We start from the raw sequence: 18,659 nt of genomic DNA, 5'->3' as shown, positions 1-18,659 counted from the left end.
GGCCCAAAAACTTGGTTTGGATCAGCCATGCCAGCACCTTGGTCAGTGAAATTGATGAGCGTCTTCTAAAATTCGCCTTTTTTGTCAGCTTGCTCAAGCCCACGAGTGACGAAAAACGAAGAATGATGTTCTTAAGTCCCAATTCAGTCCGTGTATGTTCTATAATATTCATGGCGCGGCTCTCCTCTGTATCAGATTTTTGGTCGAATCAAGTATACAACGCAGGAGAGTCTGCGCTTATTTTTTTGCCAAAAAAGCCAGGAACCACGCATGTTTAACGTGATTTCCAGCTTTCAAGTTTCAGTGACTACTATCAAAAACTGCCCACCGGGAACTTCATTCCGAAGAAAGACTACAACGATATGGCCACCGCCAAGAACACGAAGACGTTGAAGATCACCGGCGTGCTCCGGGTGCGGTCGAAGAAGTCCGATGGCATGCTGGCCAGCGGGATTGCGTATTCGGATCGGCTGAGCAGTGAAATCATTGGTTAGAATAAGAACTCCGCTATTGTGGCCGCCCAAAAGAGCAGCGACACCAACGTCATGACCAACGAGACCTTGACGGCGAGCACCAAGAAGACGCTGCTCGCCTATCTGGGCGGTGACAAGATTCCGGCCGCAATTCAAATTTATCCGAATAACTTCGATGATAAGGATAAGATCCTGACTTATCTGGATAAATACAACAAGGGCAAGAGCAAGGCCGACAAAATCATCTACACCGATCTGGCCGGCACGGTGTCCAGCCTGACTGGCGGCCTGATGAGCGCCATCACCTATGTCCTAGTGGCCTTCGCTGGCATTTCCCTGGTGACCAGCATGATCATGATCGCCATCATCACCTATACCTCCGTTCTAGAACGGACGAAGGAAATTGGGGTGTTGAAAGCCCTGGGCGCTCGGAAGAAGGATATCACCCGGGTGTTTGACGCCGAAACCGTAATTCTCGGCGTCGGTGCCGGGGTCCTCGGCGTATTCATCGCCTGGCTGGCGACCTTCCCCATCAACATCATTTTGTATAACATCACCAGTTTAGCCAACGTTTCCCACCTCAACCCGATCCACGGGGTGATTTTGATCATTGTCTCCACGATCCTCACCGTCCTCGGCGGGCATATCCCGGCGCGGATGGCGGCGAAGAAGGATGCTGCGATTGCGTTGAGAACCGAGTAGTTTTAAATAGGCAGTAAAAAACAGAGCGGCGTCATTACCGGAATCTTCCGGTGATGATGCCGCTTTTACAATATCGTGACTGGTTTAGGTCCTTTTTCTTTAAGCTGCTTTGATACCATAACGTTAAGCGCAAGTGGCCAATAGGCTAAAATGGCTCGGGAAGGTGACAAACGATGCGTGAACGTGATTTAACACTGGCCAGCCTCGTACTGCTCAGTGCGGCCTGGTTAGCTGCCCTCATTGGCATCCCCGGTCCAGTAATTGCCTATTTGTGGCTTGCCGGCTTGGGTATCACGCTGACAGTGACCGGCATTCTACTAGCAAATCCCCAAATGGGGCTCAAAAAGATTAGAAGCACTAGAAAACATCAACCAATCGGGTAGCGCCCCGATTTGTCCAGACAATAAAACGGCCCAAGGATCAGAATACGAATTCTGGTTCTTGGGCCGCCTTTACTATCCGTGAGCAAATTATTTCTGTAATTCCGGTGCTTCGGCGACAATACGGTTGGCAACTGCTTCGCTGGTCACCAGATCAGTGAGCAGGCCGCCGCGCAAAGCGCCGAGGGTCGCCCGAGTCTTGAATTTGCTGGTCACAATGGCGAATCGGCGAGGTACGGCCATGACTTGCGCCAAAGGAATGCCCAGTACGGGGACGTCATCCGGGTTAATGAAGTCGCCGGCCACAGTATACGGCCGACCAAAGATGACCCCGGCAACGTCCGCGATGCGCTCACCCGGCACGATTTTCTCCCGCTGTTCATGCCAAATAGGAATCGAATCAATGGAGTCCATGGTGCCGATGCCGGTGATCAGCATGTCCATCTTGGACCCCAGTGCCAGCGTAGGCTGCAAGGCGGGTTCAGCACTGAGTAGTCGGCGGGCAGCGGGATCGAATACATACAAGGGGCCGACCAGGGTCCGATAGTTGCTGCTGAACTTGTTGGCGGCCATTTCCACCATCCGGGTCGATCCGGCGCGGGAATGATATTTCATGTTTTCCCCCAGATATTGGGTAAACAGAAGCTCTGGCTGATTGTCCGCGGCAAAATGCTGGATCACGTTGTAGATCGTTCCGCCCCAGGTCAAGCCCACCACGTGCTGGGTGCGGATCAAATTTTGACTTTGCTGAGCCGCATAGGCGACGACGTGTTCTGCGGTTTGGGTCGGGTTGGCGGCATCTTTGATAATTGCAATGTGGGGGATGTTGAAAGCCTGCCGGAATTGCAGTTCCAGGGCTTGAATGCGGGTGGTGGGGGCTTGAATGGTAATGGTCACTAAACCGGAGGCCTGAGCTTCGTGGAGATATTTTTCTACGAAATAGCGGGAAACATGGTATTTCTCCGCGAGCTCACTGATTGAAGCACGGGAAAAATAATAATCTTGAGCGATGGCGGTGAGGAGGGCCTGATGTTCCGGTGTCGCCATATGCATTACCTGCTTTCTTTAAATTCCCGACCATTATACCATTTATTTGGCATAAATTTTCAATTTTGAAAATTAAGCCTTTTAATTTGAAAAATAAAAAACACAGTGGCATAATAGGGAACCGTTGAGAACGGAAGATAATGGGTCAATAAGGAGGTCATTTTTTTGGCAGAAAATGAAGTAGAACAGCTGCACAGTGCCCACACTGGCGTGTTGTCCATCAAGCCGGAACTGGCGGTCAATAACCGCGAAGACTTGGGTAAGGCGTACACGCCCGGAGTAGCCGGGTTGGCCAAAGAAATTGAAGCTGATCCAGCGAAAAAGGATATTTATACCACCAGCGGCAAGCTGGTCGCGGTAGTCACGGACGGCAGTGCCGTGCTCGGTTTGGGCAACATCGGCCCGGCTGGCGGGCTGCCCATTGTGGAGGGCAAAGCCTTGCTGTATAAGGAACTGGCCGGCGTGGATGCGATCCCCATGGCAGTGGAACAGGTCAGCATTGATGAGTTCGTCGCCACGATCAAGAACATCCAGAAGAGCTTCGCCGGGATCCATCTGGAAGATATTGCGGCGCCGCGGTGCTTCGCCATTGAAGATGCGCTGCAGCAGCAGCTGGACATTCCGGTCTATCATGACGACCAAGAGGGCAGTGCCATCGTTGTTTTAGCCGGCTTGATCAATGCCGCTAAAGTCGTGGGCAAGCCGCTGGCTGATTTGAAGATCGTTTTGACCGGCGTCGGCGCATCCGGCATCGCCACCGCGAAATTGCTGCTGGCGGCCGGCATCAAGCACATCACCCTGGTGGATATCCACGGTGTCGTTAAGCCTGATGATGACCGGTACAACAGCTACCAGCGGGAATTGGCCGGCCAAGTGACCAGCGCCGCCGGCGATACGCTGGACGAGGTGATCGACGGGGCCGATGCCTTTGTCGGGTTGTCCGATGCCCATGTACTGACTGGGGCACAGGTGAAGAAAATGGCGGCTCAGCCGATCATCTTTGCCTTGGCCAATCCGGTTCCGGAAATTGATCCAGCCGAAGCCAAAGCGGCGGGGGCTGCGGTTATTGCCACCGGAGCCAGCAAATACCCGAATCAGGTCAACAACATTTTGGCCTTCCCCGGTTTGTTCCGTGGTTTGCTCAGGAGCGGCTTGAAGTCGGTGAATGTTGACTTGGAGACTAAAATTGCCGAGGCGCTCGCCGGTTTGATTACCGCGCCGACCGCTGAAAAAATTGTGCCCGGCGTGTTTGACGCAGGTGTCGTTGATGCTGTGACGGCGGGCATAGAGGACTACGCCAAGACTCAAAAATAAAACATAGAACACTGGCGTCCGACTGCACTCGGTCGGGCGCCATGATGGGGTGAAAAAGTTATTATGGAAATCTTTTGGACATCGATCCAAAGCGTTCTAGCCATTATGATCATGATTGCGGTCGGCTACTTCGCCCAAGGAAAAGGCTGGTTTGACGAGAAGTTCTCCGGCGCCCTTTCCAAACTGATCATGCAAGTGGCTTTACCGGCATCTATTTTTATGTCGATGATGAACCACTTCAAGCCGGAGCAGCTGGCTAAATTGTCGGTCGGCCTGCTCTATAGTGTTGTCAGCATCACGATTGGCCTGTTGATTTCTTGGTTAGTCGTGCGCGTGCTGAAGGTACCCAAGGGTAAGCGCGGTCTGATGATGACCGCTATGAACTTTGCCAACACGGTCTTCATCGGGATGCCGTTGAACCAGGCTCTGTTCGGTGATAGTTCCATTCCGTACTTGCTGGTCTACTACATTGTCAACACCGTTATGCTTTGGACCATCGGCGTTTGGATCATTGCCGCTGACGATCCCACGGTTGGTGCTGATGGCACGGCTAAAGTGAAATTGGACTGGCACCACTTGATTCCCACACCGCTGTGGGGCTTCATTGTGGCTTTGCCGTTCATCTACATTCCCTGGCTGCGGACCCATTTGCTGGTCAACTTCGTCACTTTGACTTTGACGGATGTTGGCGCCCTGGTGACCCCGTTGTCCTTGATCTACATCGGGATTATGCTGAAGAGCTTCGGCATCGGCAACATGCAGTTTGACCGCAACGTGGTCGTCACGCTGCTGGGCCGGTTCGTGCTGGCGCCAGTGATCATGTTCCTGCTGATTGCTGCCGGCGTCAAAGCCGGCTTAGGGATGGTCCCGGTCTTCCAGAAGACCTTGATCATCCAGGCGGCCACGCCGACGTTCGCCGTGCTGCCGATTCTGGCCACGACCTATCATGGGGACGTCAAGTTTGCGACCAACATCGTCGTGTCAGCCTCTGTGCTCTTTGTGGTGGTCGTGCCGATCATCATGGTTTTACTGGGTTAATCGCCAATGGCTGATATTCGTGATCTCCATTTACGGGTGCCCGGTGTGCGCCAAGCATGGCTGGCTTTTCTCGCCGCCCACGGCTTGAGCGGCTTCTCTGATGCGGAGATTGCCAGCGTGGACAGTGTCATTGGTCTTTATGACGGCGATCGCTTAGTGGGTACCGGGGCCATTGCCGGCAACGTCCTCAAGTTCATTGCGGTGGACGAGGGCGACACGCCGGGGGCGAACTTTAATCAGGTCGTCTCTGAGCTGCAATCCCGGCTGATGCTGGCCGGTCATAGCCACATGATGGTGTTCACGAAGCCGCAATACGAAGCCAGCTTTGGTCACGTGGGTTTCACCACACTGGCCAAAACAGACGTTGGTGTGCTGCTGGAAGCGGGCATGCCGGGGATTAAGCAATACCTCACGCAACTGCCCGGCGTCGGCGATCAAGCGGCCAAACACGTGGCGGCCATCGTGATGAATGCTAATCCGTTCACCCGCGGTCACCGCTATTTGGTGGAAAAAGCGGCGGCTGAAAACGACATCGTGGATGTTTTCGTGGTGTCCACCGACCGCTCGCTGTTCACCAGCGCGGAACGGATGCAGCTGGTCCAGGCGGGCCTGGCGGACTTGAAGAACGTGCGCGTCTATCCTGGCGGCGACTATATGGTCAGCTATGCCACATTCCCTGCGTATTTTCTGAAATCCGGGGATGACGTTATTCGCTATCAGACCACCTTAGACGCCCGGCTGTTCCGGAACTGGGTCGCGCCGACGCTGCACATCACCAAACGCTACGTCGGCGAGGAACCCAAGTCCCACACCACCGCCATTTACAATGACGTACTGGCCCAGGAACTGCCGCCAGCGGTGCAGCTGATCGTCGTGCCGCGTCTCACAGAGGCGGGCACGGTGGTCACCGCTACCCAGGTGCGCCAAGCCATTGCGGAGGCGCAACTGGCCACCGTCAAGGATTTCTTACCGCCAACAACATGGCAGTTCATTCAGGATCATTACGCTGAGTTACTGAAGCGAATTGAGAAAGGACAGAATATTCGTGGAAATTAAAAAAACTGCACTGGCAGGGACGCTGGAGTCTTCTGACATCCAGATCACCCTGTCGCCGGCAACGGCCGGTGGAATTCAGATCGACTTGGATTCCGCTGTTGCCAGCCAATATGGTGACGAAATTAAAAAGGTTATCACTGATACACTGACTGGTTTCAAGATTGACAATGCGCTGGTCAAGGCTGTGGATAAAGGGGCCTTGGATTGTGTGATCAAGGCGCGGACCATTGCGGCCGCACAACGGGCATTGGAACAGACAGAACCTGCTTGGGAGGTGCTTTAATATGGCAGAGACTGAAGAACGTTTACGCCGGACGATGATGTTCGTCCCCGGCAACAACCCGGCCATGTTGAAGGACGCTGGGATCTACGGCGCCGACTCCATCATGTTTGACCTGGAAGATGCCGTTTCTTTGAAGGAAAAGGATGCCGCCCGGGACTTGGTTTATGAAGCCTTGCAGACAGTGGACTACGGCAACGCTGAAAAGGTCGTCCGGGTCAATGGCGTCGACACCCCGTTTTACAAGGATGACGTTCGGGCGATGGTTAAGGCGGGTATTGATGTCATTCGCCTGCCGAAGACTGAAACAGCCGACATGATCAAGGAATTAGTGGACGATGTCGCCTCTGCCGAGACTGAATTTGGCCGAGAAGAGGGCTCCACCCACGTGATGGCGGCCATCGAAAGTGCCAAGGGCGTGGTTAACGCCAACGAAATCGCAGCCGCTTCCGACCGGATGATTGGGATCGCGTTGTCCGCCGAAGACTACACTACCGACATGAAGACTCACCGGTACCCGGATGGCCGCGAGCTGGAATATGCCCGCAACGTTATCCTACATGCTGCTCGGGCCGCCGGTATTGCGGCTTTCGATACGGTATTCACCAACCTGGACGACGAAGCCGGCCTGATTCGCGAGACGCAATTTATTCACCAGCTGGGTTATGACGGCAAGTCCGTCATCAATCCGCGGCAAATCGCGGTGATCAACAAAGTCTATGCACCAACCAAGGCGGAGATTCAAACTGCACAGCAAGTCATTGCAGCGATTGAAGAAGCCCACGAGAAGGGTTCCGGCGTCATTTCCCTGAACGGCCAAATGGTCGATCGGCCAGTGGCTCTGCGGGCCCAGCGGGTCATGAACTTAGCCAAGGCGTCACACTTAGTAGACGAGGAGGGCAATTATGTCGAAGAATAATGTCGGTGTGGATATTCCCGATTCCATTTTGAATCAGTATGATTACAAACCCTATGCGGGGGCAAAATTGGGCAACCCCGTCAGTCAACGGGTTGCTCCTCAAGTGCGTGCCCAATTTGGCGAGAACAAGGTCGTTAATTCCATCGCCGATGTCGTCAAGGCCGAGGTCAAAGACGGTATGACGATTTCCTTCCACCACCATCTGCGGGAGGGCGACCAAGTCTTCAATGAAGTGATGCAGGTGATCATTGATCAGGGTATCAAAGATCTGACCCTGGCCCCGTCTTCTTTGACCAACGTCATGAACGACATGGTCGTCAAGGCAATTAAGGCTGGCACAGTCACCCACATCACTAGTTCCGGCATGCGCGGTTCCCTGGGTGATGCGGTTTCCCACGGTGCCTTAAAGAGCCCCGTGATTTTCCGTTCCCATGGCGGCCGGGCCCGGGCGATTGAAACCGGCAAAATCAAGATCGACGTGGCCTTCCTTGGCGTGCCGAACTCAGATGCGGAGGGCAATGCCAACGGTATGACCGGCGATGCTGCCTTTGGTTCTCTGGGGTATGCCCTGATGGATGCCAAGTACGCCAACAAAGTCGTGCTGCTGACCGATAATCTGGTGGACTACCCGAATACGCCGGCCTCCATTAACCAGACCCAGGTCGATTATGTGGTTAAGGTTGCTCAAGTTGGTGATCCAGACAAGATTGGTTCGGGCGCAACTCGGTTTACCAAGGATCCCAAGGAATTGAAGATCGCTCAAATGGTCAACGACGTGATTACCCATTCCCAATACTTCAAGGATGGCTTCTCGTTCCAGACCGGTTCCGGCGGTGCCGCGCTGGCCGTGACCCGGTACTTACGCCAATCGATGCTGGACAAGGGCATCAAGGCGTCCTTCGCCTTAGGCGGAATCACCAAGCCGACCACTGATTTACTGGCCGAGGGTCTCGTGAAGAAAGTCATGGACGTCCAAGACTTCGATAAAGGCGCTGCAAATTCTATGCATACTAACCCTGCACAGCAGGAAATTGATGCTTCCTGGTATGCAGATCCCTTCAACAAGGGCGCTATGGTTGATAAGCTGGATGTCGTGATCCTGTCTGCGCTGCAAATCGACACGGACTTCAACGTCAACGTCTTGACCGGTTCCGATGGTGTTCTGCGGGGCGCTGTTGGCGGGCACCAAGATGCTGCCACGGCGAAGCTGACGATCATTTCCGCACCGCTGGTTCGGGGCCGCTTGGCAACCATCGTACCGAAGATGACCTCCATTACGACGCCGGGCGAATCCATTGACGTCGTGGTAACCGAGATTGGGATTGCCATCAATCCGCGGCGCAAGGATCTCATTGATGCGTTGAGCCATATTCCGGGTGTGCCGGTGTTCACGATTCAAGAGCTGGCCGCCAAGGCGGAGGCTATTGTGGGCAAGCCCAAGGCGATTGAGTATACGGATCGGCCGGTGGCCCTGGTGGAATACCGGGACGGCAGTTTGATTGATGTGATCAATCAGGTTAAGGATTAATCTGTTACACTTTTAAATACGCGTCGGTGCTGCTGATCACCAGTGCCGGCGCGTATTGTATATAATTGGTAGCAAGGAAGAAAGGTGACATCATGGCAGAGACGATTTTCGATCAGGGGGCAGACGAGGATATTATGGCAGTGCTGGCCAATAAGGATGCCCGGGTGGCGTATCAGGATAAGCTCATGGCGGACTATCCGGACAGTACGATTTTGGCCACTAAGCTGAATATTCCGGGGCCGATCAAGAATAATGATCATTTGGAGCAGCTGTTTGCAGCAGGTGTTCGGCAACTGCACGCCCTGTTTCCGACGGGTACGGTGACGGTCCAGCCGGAGTGGCATAAGCCCACCGGTCCAGAAGCTTTCTGGGTTGTTGCCCTGCCGGTCAGGGCGGCGAAGGAGCGGGCGATTCAGTTTGAGGACCAGTATGCCCTGGGCCGCCTTTTTGATGTGGATGCGCTCACCTTGGCCACGAAAGAAAAACCGTTATCCCGCCAGGATTTGGGTTATCCGGCCCGCCGCTGCCTGATCTGCGGCCGGCCGGCCAAGGAGTGCGCCCGGTCCCGCCGGCACAGTGTCGCTGAATTGCAAGCGGAGATCAGCCGCCGCTATTTTACCTACTTTAATCAGGATATGGCCCATGCAGGTAAGTGAGCTGTCGTTGCTCGCGGAACGCGCGTTGATCTATGAAGTGCTGGTGAACCCGAAACCGGGGTTGGTCGATCCGGTGAGTGCGGGGGCCCATCGGGATATGGATGTCTTCACATTTGTGGACAGTGCGACTGCTCTGCGGCCATATTTTGAACAAGTCGCAAAAATTGGCGCCGCATACCCGGAGACCGATTTGCGCGGATTATTTCACGCTATTCGGCCAGTGGGGGTCCAGGCAGAGAAGACGATGCTTGCGGCGACGGCGGGAATCAATACGCATAAAGGCGCAATTTTTTCCCTTGGTGTGCTGGTGGCGGCGACTGCCTGGACGATGCAGCAAGATGCGGTCCTGACAGTGAACCGCATCATCCGCGCCGTTCAGGCAATGCTGGCCGGTTTAACGGCTAATGATTTCGCTGGCGTGCAGGAAAAATCCCCAGCAGAATTAACGGCTGGGGAACGGGAATATCTGAAATACGGCTTCACCGGTATCCGTGGCGAAGCCGAGGCCGGCTTTCCCGCGGTAACCGAATGGGCGTTGCCGTTTTTGCGGACGCAAGCAGCCGGTGATCGGAATACCCGGTTGCTGGACACCTTCATGGTAATCGTCGCCCATACCCGGGACAGTAATGTGATCAAACGGGCCGGCACGGCGGATATTATTCCCTGGGTTCATGACCAAACTGCCGCTTATTTCCAGCTGGGCGGTGCTCAAACCGCGGCCGGCAGGCAGTTTCTCACCGATTTGAACGCCACGTTCATTGACCGCAATTTGAGTTTGGGCGGCAGTGCGGATCTGTTGATTTTGACCATCTATCTGGCGCTCGTGTTTGATTGGCTGCCATTTCACGAGGAGGACCAGACATGATTCAGTGGCGTTCCATTCAGCATGGTGATGAAGCCGCCATCGTGGCGGTGTTCATCGCCAGCGTGCATCAAGTGGCCCGGCGGGATTACCCGCCGGAACAATTAGCTGCTTGGGCACCGGAGACTGGCATCGACCCGGTGGCGTGGTGCGCACCGCTGTTTCAGGACGACTCGCTGGTGGCCGTCAGTGCCGACCGCATCGTCGGGTTCGCTAACATGACCCAGGCGGGGTATCTGGATCGCGTCTATGTAGCGCCGACGCATCAAGGCCAAGGGATTGCCAGCCATTTGGTCGATGTGTTGGAACAGCATGCCCGCAACCGCGGTGTGCACCGGATCACGGTGGCCGCGTCGCACACGGCGTTGGCATTTTTCAAGGTGCACGGATATCAAGTTGTGCGGGCGAACATTGTGGAGCGGGATGGTGTCAGGATCGGTAATACGATCATGGCGAAAGTAATTTAAAAGGGCCAGCAAATCGGCATTATCCTCCGGTTTGCTGGCCCTTTTTAGCTTATGCTGTGAATGTAACGTTCCGAGTTTTTTGCGGCCATAAAGCGGATGGCATTATCACCATCGTTAAAGTCGCAAACATCATGGGGAGCGGTGCTTAATTCGGATTGTATAACAGCCACGCGAGAAATTCCACGAGTATCCATTTGTGCTTTCAGTTAGGCATATAATTTTGCCAAAAACGCAGCTGAATCAAAAGGCATCTCTGGTGCGTCAATATAGCCATAAACACCGTCACCTAAATTGCTTGTTCAAGTTGGAAAACGTTCTTCGTCAAAGTCATACCGCAAAATCTCCTGAGCGTTCTGATAGGTCGTACCGTGGAAACCAATCATCATTGCATGATTCATCCTTTCCTGCTGCAAAGATAAATTACGCAGAAAAAGACGAGAAATAGAAATAGATATGACCATCATGTCGATGGTCGCAAATTCGATGCCTGTGATCAGTGGTTATCAATTGGATTCTTCGAAGGCAGAACCGTGATAATGAGTGTAATCAGCCACAGAACAAAGTAAACAATCCACGCAATCGCAATGGTGCGCGAGTTTGCAACAATCATTGCTGTAATTAACTGAGCGCCCCATAACACCCCGTACCACCACGGGCTCACTCCAGCATCCCGGAAACGACGCAGGAGCAAAGTGAATTGCGGTAAAGCAAATAAGGAACTCACAGCGAATACGACGCCGATTGTCGACCACAACACGCGGAAAGCACCAGCACCCGGGTCCAAAAGTGTGGTCGTCACGGCATATGTTGAAAATAAGATCAACGGAACCGCAACAATCAGTGAGATGACGGCAATAATAACCCCCCATAAGACGATCCACCAGTACTCGGACCGGCTGGACCGGCCGCTGAAGACGCCTGCCCGGCGGAAGAATTCAGGGATGGCACCGACCATACCGACCCGGCGGCCGTCCTCATTAGGCCGGGTGGACCACAGCGGAACTGGGTGACGGGTGGGCAATACTTTAATCACAAGGTCGGCGAGATACAAGATGCCAATCGTGATTTGCACCGCTGTCGTGGAAATAGCCAAGCCAGTCAAGAAGATGGGCACGACGCGGGTGATCAACAGCAGCCATGGATTGACGCCGGCATCCCGATACCGGCGAATGAGCAGCGCCCAGCTTGGCAACCCTTGGAATAGGAACCATTCCAGGATGAGGACGACGACAATTCCCAGAAAACCGCCAAAAACGTATTCCAGCGGCTGATTATCATTCTGATCCCAGGCCAGGAATCCGGCAGCCGCGCCGCTGACCAACAATAGAATGAGCCCGGCAACAGCGATCAGCGTATTCATTAGGAAAACCCACCAATACTGGCCTCGGGTGCTGCTGCCGCGGAAGTCGCCGGCGCGGAACCAGAAGTCTTTAAATGCGTGAACAAAGCCTACCTGTGTGTTCATCTCGAAGACACCCCTTTTAAAAATTGCATCCAGCGAGTTGCGGCTTTCCTAGGACCTGTTGAATAGAAGTTACACGTCCCGACCAGATTTCTTCGTTGGCAAAACGGTAATCACAACTTCCACCAGCCAAAGGACGATCCGCACGATCCAAGCAAAAACGATAGCCTTGTCACTGGCGATGATTAAGGTGACGATCACATTCATCACCCATAAAGCGCCGTACCACCAAGGACTCACCCCGGCATCCCGGAACCGGCGAAGCAATAGGGTGAGCTCGGGCAGGGTAATGAGAGACCCGAGGCCGATCAAGAGGCCCAAAACTAGAAAATAACGGGTGAGATTCGGCACATCACCGACTGCACCGGAAGCTCCTTGCACGCCTAGAAAAATGATCATCGGCACAATGGCCATGGTCACCACCATGATCACGATGCTGATGAGGATCGACAGCAAGCATACCCACCAATATTGAGACCGGCTGGAGCGGCCGCTGAAGATGCCGGCCCGCCGGAAGAAATCGGCCAACGCACCGCCCATACCAACTTTGCGGCTCGGCTCATTCGGCCGGGTCGACCAGAGCGGCACGGGATGGCGGGTGGGCAGCAATTTGACCACTAGATCAATAGTGCCCAGTACCAGCACGATGATCCAACCAATCAGGTTATTGCCCGCAATCAGCATAATCACGATCGGTGCGAGCCAGGTAACCAGCAACAGCCAAGGGCTGACCCCTGCATCTCGGTACCGGCGAATGGTTAAACTCAAATTGGGCAGCCCTTGATAGAAGAACCAAGCCACCAATCCGACCACAATGACGCCGACGGTGCCGCCAAAGAGTTGCACGGGCAGACCCGGACCAATTTCATGAGTGCCGAAACTAAAAATGTAGATAGCTAACCAAATTGCGCCGACAGTGACGAGGGCAATCAAGAAGTTTAATAAAACGATCCACCAATATTGTCCCCGCGTACTGCTCCCGCGGAAGTCTCCGGCTCGGAACCAGAAATCTTTAAATGCGCCGACAAAGCCCTTTTGGGAGTTCATCGCCACCACCTGCCTTTCACTGACAAATTGTGAGCGCCAAACAAGTGTGATGCAATGGAAACAGGTGAGGTCTTACAAGACTGTAAGGCAGGGCTCATATATGGGCCGTCTGTTTCGTCGGCAGCGCAGTGATGATGACTTCAATGACAAGAATAACAGCTGTGGCAATCCAAGAGGCCGCGTATTGTTTGCTGAGAATCAGCCCGACGGAAACGACTACCTGCAACAACGTGAGTACCCCATACCACCAAGGATTGATTTCAGCGTCCCGAAAGCGGCGAATGACTAAAGTTAAACTGGGTAAATAAACCAATGATGCTAACCAGACGAAGATACTGCGAAATGCATAATAACCAGACAGGTCAACATCCATCCGGCCAGGATGGGAGCCGAGGACAAGAAAGAAGATCGAACCGATCATCATCAGAATAAATCCTCCCAGTCCAATAATGACGGACCACAAGATGATCCACCAATATTGAGAGCGACTGGAGCGGCCACTGAAGACACCGCCGCGGCGGAAGAAATCGGGGATCGCACTCAGCATGCTCGCTTTTTGACCGTCTTCATTGGGACGAGTCGACCACTGCGGCTCTGGGTGACGAGTTGGCAGCAGCGGAATGATGATAAAACCAATCAGATAAAGAATGCTGGCAATAATGAGCGCCGCCACGTTGCGGCCGCTCAAACTAGTGATCAAGGCCGGTGCCAACCAGGTCAGCAGTAACAGCCAAGGGGTCACCCCGGCATCCTGGTAGCGGCGAATGCTGAGGGTGAGCATGGGTAATCCTTGAAATAGAAATATACCAAGGGCCACAATAAACGGTATGCCAGCGGCGGAGCCCATGAATTGCAGGGGAGAGCGGGTCCCTGACGAACCCACCCCGGCCAGTGTCGCTACGGTCAATACGCCGACAGCAATACCGAGAACCACTCCCAACAGCAAATCAATCAGAAAAATCCACCAATACTGCCCCCGGGTACTGCTCCCCCGGAAGTCGCCAGCGCGGAACCAAAAATCCTTAAAAGCTGCGACAAAACCCTTTTGCGTGTTCATTGTAAAACACCCGTCTTTCTGCTAAACCGTGGACGCCAATGTCCAAAACGGCCTGTACTAAAACGATTAGGAAGTAGAAGACTAGCCGAATCAGCTGTTAAATTCCCCGCAAGGCTGCCAAAACCTTTGCAATGGAGCAAGTGATCTATTGATTAGGCTGACTGCTTTGTCGGCAATACAGTAATCACAAGGAGGACAATGCTGAGAATGCCGACAATAATGAAGCCCCAATTGAATTGTTTACTGCCGGCAATGAATGCACTGGCACCAAGCTGCATGATGAACAGCACCCCATACCACCAGGGATTAACACCGGCGTCCCGGAAGCGGCGTACGGTTAATGTGAGATTCGGCAGGTAAATCAGGGAGGTCAAGCCCAGCAATACGCCAAGGTACATGAAGAAGCCGGTGAGGTCTGGCACACCGGATGCAGAATTCAGACTGCTGACAACGGAAATTACAGTGAATGGAACGGAAATGACCGTGATTGCAATACCAATAATCACGCCCCATAGCGTGATCCACCAATATTGAGACCGGCTTGACCGGCCGCTGAAGACACCGCCCCGGCGGAAGAAGTCTGGAATCGCCTCGACCATGCTCACTGTCCGGCTATCCTCATTCGGCCGTGTAGTCCAGGCCGGGACCGGATGCCGGGTAGGCAGCAGGGTAATGACTAAATCGGCCAGCCGCAAGAGTCCGGCGATCACTTGTCCGGTTGTGTTTCGGCCTGCAATTGCGAGGATGATGCCCGGCGCCAGCTCAGTCAGCAGCAATACCCAAGGGGTGACCCCAGCATCCCGATACCGGCGAATGACCAACGACAAGCTGGGCAATCCCTGATAGAGGAACCAGAATAAGAGAAGGATAAAGGTGACCCCGGCAACGTTACCGAATAGATGGAAAGGATTGACATTACTATTCGGACCAATCGCCATGAAAGAAGACAACGCACCACCAATTAAGGCAACTACAAAGACCAATCCAAGCAGAAAATTGATCAGAAAAATCCACCAATACTGCCCCCGGGTACTGCTCCCCCGGAAGTCGCCAGCACGGAACCAAAAGTCCTTAAAAGCTGCGACAAAACCCTTTTTCGTGTTCATCCCAAACACCCCTCTTTCTGCCTCAAGTGTGGACGCCAAGGAATGTAAACGCAATCAAGATGACTTGGACCTTACGAAACTGTTAGACGATAAAAGATGGGCCGAATTAACGTAAAACCCGCCTAATAGCCGCCTAAACCATTACAATGGTAAGTGGGAGGGCGATTGTTTATGTCTATCATTAACGAAGATGAACGGATTCAAATCTTGAAGGACTTGGTGGCCATTCCGTCGGTGAATGAACACGAGCTGCAAGTGGCCAACTACCTGCAGCAGCTGCTGGCCAGCCACCAGATCGAAAGCAAGGTCCTGCCCGTGACCGGCGATCGGGCAAATCTAGTGGCAGAAATTGGCCACGGCCAGCCGGTGCTGGCAATTTCCGGACACATGGATGTCGTTGATCCAGGGACCAAAACCGATTGGGACAGCGATCCATTCACATTGACTGAACGCCAAGGCAAGCTCTTTGGCCGCGGCGCCACGGACATGAAGGGCGGTCTCGCCGCGATGGTCATTGCAATGATCGAATTGGCCGCCCAGGGCAAACCAGAAAAGGGCACGATTCGCCTGATGGCGACCATGGGCGAAGAAGTCGGTGAGCTGGGGTCGAAGCATTTCTTAGATGCTGGTTATATGAAGGATGTTGATGCCTTGCTGATCGGCGAACCTTCCGGCTGGTTCGTCGCTCACGCCCACAAGGGTTCCATGGATATCCGCTTCACATCCCATGGTCGGGCGGCGCATAGTTCTATGCCGGAGCAAGGGTTTAACGCCATTGACCCATTGTTGCAACTGCTGCAAGACGGCAACCATCTTTTCCGAGAGATGAACCAGCAGACCAACGAGCTGCTGGGGCCGCTGACGTTTAATACCACCATTATCCATGGTGGCCAGCAGGTGAACTCGATTCCGGATAAAGCCATCGCGGAGGTGAATATCCGGACGATTCCTGAGTCTAACAACGCTGAAGTCACGAAAGAGTTGAAGCGGTTGGTAGCTATTCAAAAGGAAGATGGCGCCCAGATTGATATGGACGTGTATATGTCCCAACCCTCCCGCGCAGTGCAGGGCGATTCAAAGCTCGCCGACCTGGTGGCGGAATTGGGCAAGCAGGCCAGCGGTAAAGAATTGAAACGCGGCGGCATTGCCCCGGTTACGGACGCGTCCAATCTGCTAGCGGGCAAGCCGCAGGACTTTCCGTTCATTATTTTTGGCCCGGGGAATAACACGCCGCATCAGGTGAATGAATCTGTGCCGAAGAAGATGTACCTGCAATTCTGTGATTTGTATCAGCAGGTGTTTGAACATTACTTGACTGATTAATAATGGGCATTGCCCTCACGTAGTGTCGTTGATGGGATATTCTCGTTGCGTTAGTAGTGTCTTGTTTTTTGCGTATGCCAACGCTGTTTGCGGCAAATTGCGCAGCCTCGTACGACTGAGGTCTCTTTTTTCCTGCTCAGTTAGTACAGCGCTTTCTTTTTTGCTATACTCAGCATGATTAATGAGGAGGCAAACGAATGGACATTGATTACGCAGCAGGGATTGTCCCCGCTCCGCGGCAGCTGGCGTGGCAGCGGCAGGAATTCTATGGCTTCATCCACTTTGGCATGAATACGTTCACCGACCAGGAATGGGGGACAGGGCAAGAGTCGCCGGCATTATTTAATCCAACGCACCTGGACCCGCGCCAGTGGGCGGATACCGCACGACGGGCAGGGATGACCGGCTTGATTCTGACCTGCAAACACCATGACGGCTTCTGCCTGTGGCCCAGCCGCTATACGGACCACACCGTGGCCCAGTCGACCTGGCGGGATGGTCAGGGGGATGTGGTGGCGGAGACGGCCCAGGCCTGTTGGGAGTTTGGGTTGAAATTCGGCATTTATTTGTCGCCCTGGGATCGGGCCGAGCCCACTTATGGGACGGGCACACCCTATAACGATTTCTACATTAACCAGCTCATTGAATTACTGACGCAGTACGGGCCGATCTTTGAAGTCTGGCTGGATGGGGCCAATGGCGAAGGACCAAACGGTAAGAAACAGCACTACGATTGGACACGGATCTATGAAACGGTACGCCGCTATCAGCCGGAGGCCGTGATTGCCGTGTCTGGTCCTGATGTTCGCTGGGTGGGCAATGAAGCAGGTCATACCCGGACCGATGAGTGGAGTGTGGTGCCGGCGGGGCTTCGGGATACCGAAAAGACGGCGGACCGGTCGCAGAAAGCCGATGATGCGGCCTTTGCCCAAACATATACGTTAGCGGATGACGACCTGGGCAGCCGCCAGGCTTTAGCTGACTATACCGGTCCGCTGGTGTGGTATCCGGCGGAGGTCAATACGTCTATTCGGCCGGGGTGGTTTTATCATGCCGACCAGGACACGGCGGTGAAATCGGCGGATGCGCTGTTTGCTCTTTACCAGCAGGCCGTTGGCGGCAACGCGACGTTGTTATTGAACCTGCCGCCTATGCCCAGCGGTCAATTGGCTGAGCCGGATGTTGCGGTACTGGCCGCTTTGGGTCGCCAAGTCCATGCTTTTCAACAGGAAAATCTGCTGGCTGGCGGGCAAGTCACTTTCTCATCAGTTCAACAGGGGATGCCGGCCGGTTCTTTGTTCACGCACAGTACTCAATCGGAATACTGGCAGCCGGCAGCAGATGATTCCGCGCCCACCGTGACAGTGGTGCTGCCCCACCCCGTGACGTTGAATGCCCTGGTTCTGCAAGAAGAAATCAGCCGCGGTCAGCACATCGAAACAGTCCAAGCAGCCGTCCAGCGGCCTGGCACGACGGCTTGGGAGCCTGTCGCCACGATTGGCACGGTTGGTTATCAGCGCATTGCGCGTATGCCTGAAATGACCGTGCAAGCGGTCCGATTGGTCTTCACGCAGTACCGCCAATTCCCGACGTTGCGTTATTTAGGCGGCAACTTACTCACTTAAACAGAAAAATACCCGCAATCCGGCACCGGGTACACTCCCTTCAGGGTGGACAGACCAAATAATCAAAGGTCTGTTCTCCCAGAAGGGAGTTTTTTTATGCGGCGGAAGGGAATCCGTTACTCTTTGGAAGACAAGATTGAGTTCGTTAATCGAGTACTGTCTGGCCAGTCACTCATGGATGTTCAGCGATCCGGAGGGCCGCGCAAGGAAGCATTGAGTCAATGGGTACAGAAGTATAAACAATGGGGAGCAGCCGGACTCGTCCCTAAGGAACGAGCACCGCGACGCCAACAGCGTAAGCGCACGACGTATTCCAG

At 54.0% G+C, this 18,659-nt stretch carries 18 protein-coding genes and 1 pseudogene; 14 read left to right on the top strand and 5 right to left on the bottom strand.

The features are described from left to right. Positions 1-308: 308 nt before the first annotated feature. Positions 309-1,175, top strand: a pseudogene (locus H627_RS18390) (ABC transporter permease); the annotation flags it as partial. A gap of 173 nt (positions 1,176-1,348) precedes the next feature. After that, complete coding sequence (locus tag H627_RS0113050) at positions 1,349-1,558, top strand: hypothetical protein (RefSeq protein ID WP_027829308.1); 210 nt, start codon at positions 1,349-1,351, stop codon at positions 1,556-1,558. Between the two features lie 87 nt (positions 1,559-1,645). Here the strand turns inward: H627_RS0113050 and H627_RS0113045 are convergent, their stop codons facing one another. Beyond that, the gene (locus H627_RS0113045) at positions 1,646-2,602 is read right to left on the bottom strand and encodes a sugar-binding transcriptional regulator (protein ID WP_027829307.1); all 957 of its coding nucleotides are present in this window, start codon (positions 2,600-2,602) and stop codon (positions 1,646-1,648) included. Positions 2,603-2,767: 165 nt separating this feature from the next. On the opposite strand from H627_RS0113045, the gene H627_RS0113040 reads away from it, so the two are divergent. The 9 genes from H627_RS0113040 (at position 2,768) to H627_RS0113000 (ending at position 10,722) form a co-directional block, all read left to right on the top strand. Continuing rightward, positions 2,768-3,916: an NAD(P)-dependent malic enzyme gene (locus H627_RS0113040; protein WP_027829306.1), complete on the top strand. Its 1,149-nt coding sequence runs from the start codon at positions 2,768-2,770 to the stop codon at positions 3,914-3,916. Between the two features lie 63 nt (positions 3,917-3,979). Further along, the gene (locus H627_RS0113035) at positions 3,980-4,954 is read left to right on the top strand and encodes an AEC family transporter (RefSeq protein ID WP_027829305.1); all 975 of its coding nucleotides are present in this window, start codon (positions 3,980-3,982) and stop codon (positions 4,952-4,954) included. Between the two features lie 6 nt (positions 4,955-4,960). Beyond that, positions 4,961-6,010 carry a [citrate (pro-3S)-lyase] ligase gene (gene citC / locus H627_RS0113030; RefSeq protein ID WP_035441079.1) on the top strand — a complete coding sequence of 350 codons (1,050 nt, stop codon included), beginning with the start codon at positions 4,961-4,963 and terminating at the stop codon, positions 6,008-6,010. Further along, complete coding sequence (gene citD, locus H627_RS0113025) at positions 6,000-6,293, top strand: citrate lyase acyl carrier protein (protein ID WP_027829303.1); 294 nt, start codon at positions 6,000-6,002, stop codon at positions 6,291-6,293. Before citC ends, citD begins: the two co-directional genes overlap by 11 nt. Position 6,294: 1 nt before the next feature. Then, on the top strand, positions 6,295-7,209 hold the full coding sequence (gene citE, locus H627_RS0113020; protein WP_027829302.1) for a citrate (pro-3S)-lyase subunit beta: 915 nt from the start codon (positions 6,295-6,297) through the stop codon (positions 7,207-7,209). Continuing rightward, entirely contained in the window at positions 7,196-8,737 is a 1,542-nt protein-coding gene (gene citF / locus H627_RS0113015) for a citrate lyase subunit alpha (protein WP_035441076.1), read from the top strand. Before citE ends, citF begins: the two co-directional genes overlap by 14 nt. A 92-nt stretch (positions 8,738-8,829) precedes the next feature. After that, complete coding sequence (gene citX / locus H627_RS0113010) at positions 8,830-9,393, top strand: citrate lyase holo-[acyl-carrier protein] synthase (RefSeq protein ID WP_027829300.1); 564 nt, start codon at positions 8,830-8,832, stop codon at positions 9,391-9,393. Further along, positions 9,380-10,258 (top strand): triphosphoribosyl-dephospho-CoA synthase CitG, encoded by an 879-nt coding sequence (gene citG / locus H627_RS0113005; RefSeq protein WP_027829299.1) that lies wholly within the window; start codon positions 9,380-9,382, stop codon positions 10,256-10,258. The genes citX and citG overlap by 14 nt, the downstream gene beginning before the upstream one ends. After that, the gene (locus H627_RS0113000) at positions 10,255-10,722 is read left to right on the top strand and encodes a GNAT family N-acetyltransferase (protein ID WP_035441074.1); all 468 of its coding nucleotides are present in this window, start codon (positions 10,255-10,257) and stop codon (positions 10,720-10,722) included. Before citG ends, H627_RS0113000 begins: the two co-directional genes overlap by 4 nt. A 493-nt stretch (positions 10,723-11,215) precedes the next feature. Here the strand turns inward: H627_RS0113000 and H627_RS0112990 are convergent, their stop codons facing one another. From H627_RS0112990 to H627_RS19460, 4 genes are all read right to left on the bottom strand, one after another. Further along, complete coding sequence (locus H627_RS0112990; protein WP_027829297.1) at positions 11,216-12,187, bottom strand: DUF805 domain-containing protein; 972 nt, start codon at positions 12,185-12,187, stop codon at positions 11,216-11,218. A gap of 69 nt (positions 12,188-12,256) precedes the next feature. Further along, positions 12,257-13,231 (bottom strand): DUF805 domain-containing protein, encoded by a 975-nt coding sequence (locus tag H627_RS0112985; RefSeq protein WP_027829296.1) that lies wholly within the window; start codon positions 13,229-13,231, stop codon positions 12,257-12,259. A gap of 94 nt (positions 13,232-13,325) precedes the next feature. Further along, positions 13,326-14,288 carry a DUF805 domain-containing protein gene (locus tag H627_RS0112980; protein WP_027829295.1) on the bottom strand — a complete coding sequence of 321 codons (963 nt, stop codon included), beginning with the start codon at positions 14,286-14,288 and terminating at the stop codon, positions 13,326-13,328. A gap of 152 nt (positions 14,289-14,440) precedes the next feature. Then, positions 14,441-15,394: a DUF805 domain-containing protein gene (locus tag H627_RS19460; protein ID WP_051225435.1), complete on the bottom strand. Its 954-nt coding sequence runs from the start codon at positions 15,392-15,394 to the stop codon at positions 14,441-14,443. A 171-nt stretch (positions 15,395-15,565) separates the two neighbouring features. Between H627_RS19460 and H627_RS0112970 the strand changes: the two genes are divergently transcribed. The 3 genes from H627_RS0112970 to H627_RS18375 form a co-directional block, all read left to right on the top strand. Next, on the top strand, positions 15,566-16,717 hold the full coding sequence (locus H627_RS0112970; protein ID WP_027829294.1) for an ArgE/DapE family deacylase: 1,152 nt from the start codon (positions 15,566-15,568) through the stop codon (positions 16,715-16,717). A gap of 197 nt (positions 16,718-16,914) precedes the next feature. Further along, positions 16,915-18,342 (top strand): alpha-L-fucosidase, encoded by a 1,428-nt coding sequence (locus H627_RS18380; RefSeq protein WP_035441072.1) that lies wholly within the window; start codon positions 16,915-16,917, stop codon positions 18,340-18,342. A 96-nt stretch (positions 18,343-18,438) separates the two neighbouring features. Further along, positions 18,439-18,659, top strand: a 221-nt coding sequence (locus H627_RS18375) for a helix-turn-helix domain-containing protein (protein WP_035441070.1), incomplete at its 3' end; no start/stop codon positions are given.

Origin of the sequence: Schleiferilactobacillus harbinensis DSM 16991, from assembly GCF_000425885.1 — a bacterium.
In the GTDB taxonomy this organism is placed as follows: Bacteria; Bacillota; Bacilli; order Lactobacillales; family Lactobacillaceae; genus Schleiferilactobacillus; species Schleiferilactobacillus harbinensis.
This window is presented reverse-complemented; position numbering and strand designations above follow the sequence as displayed.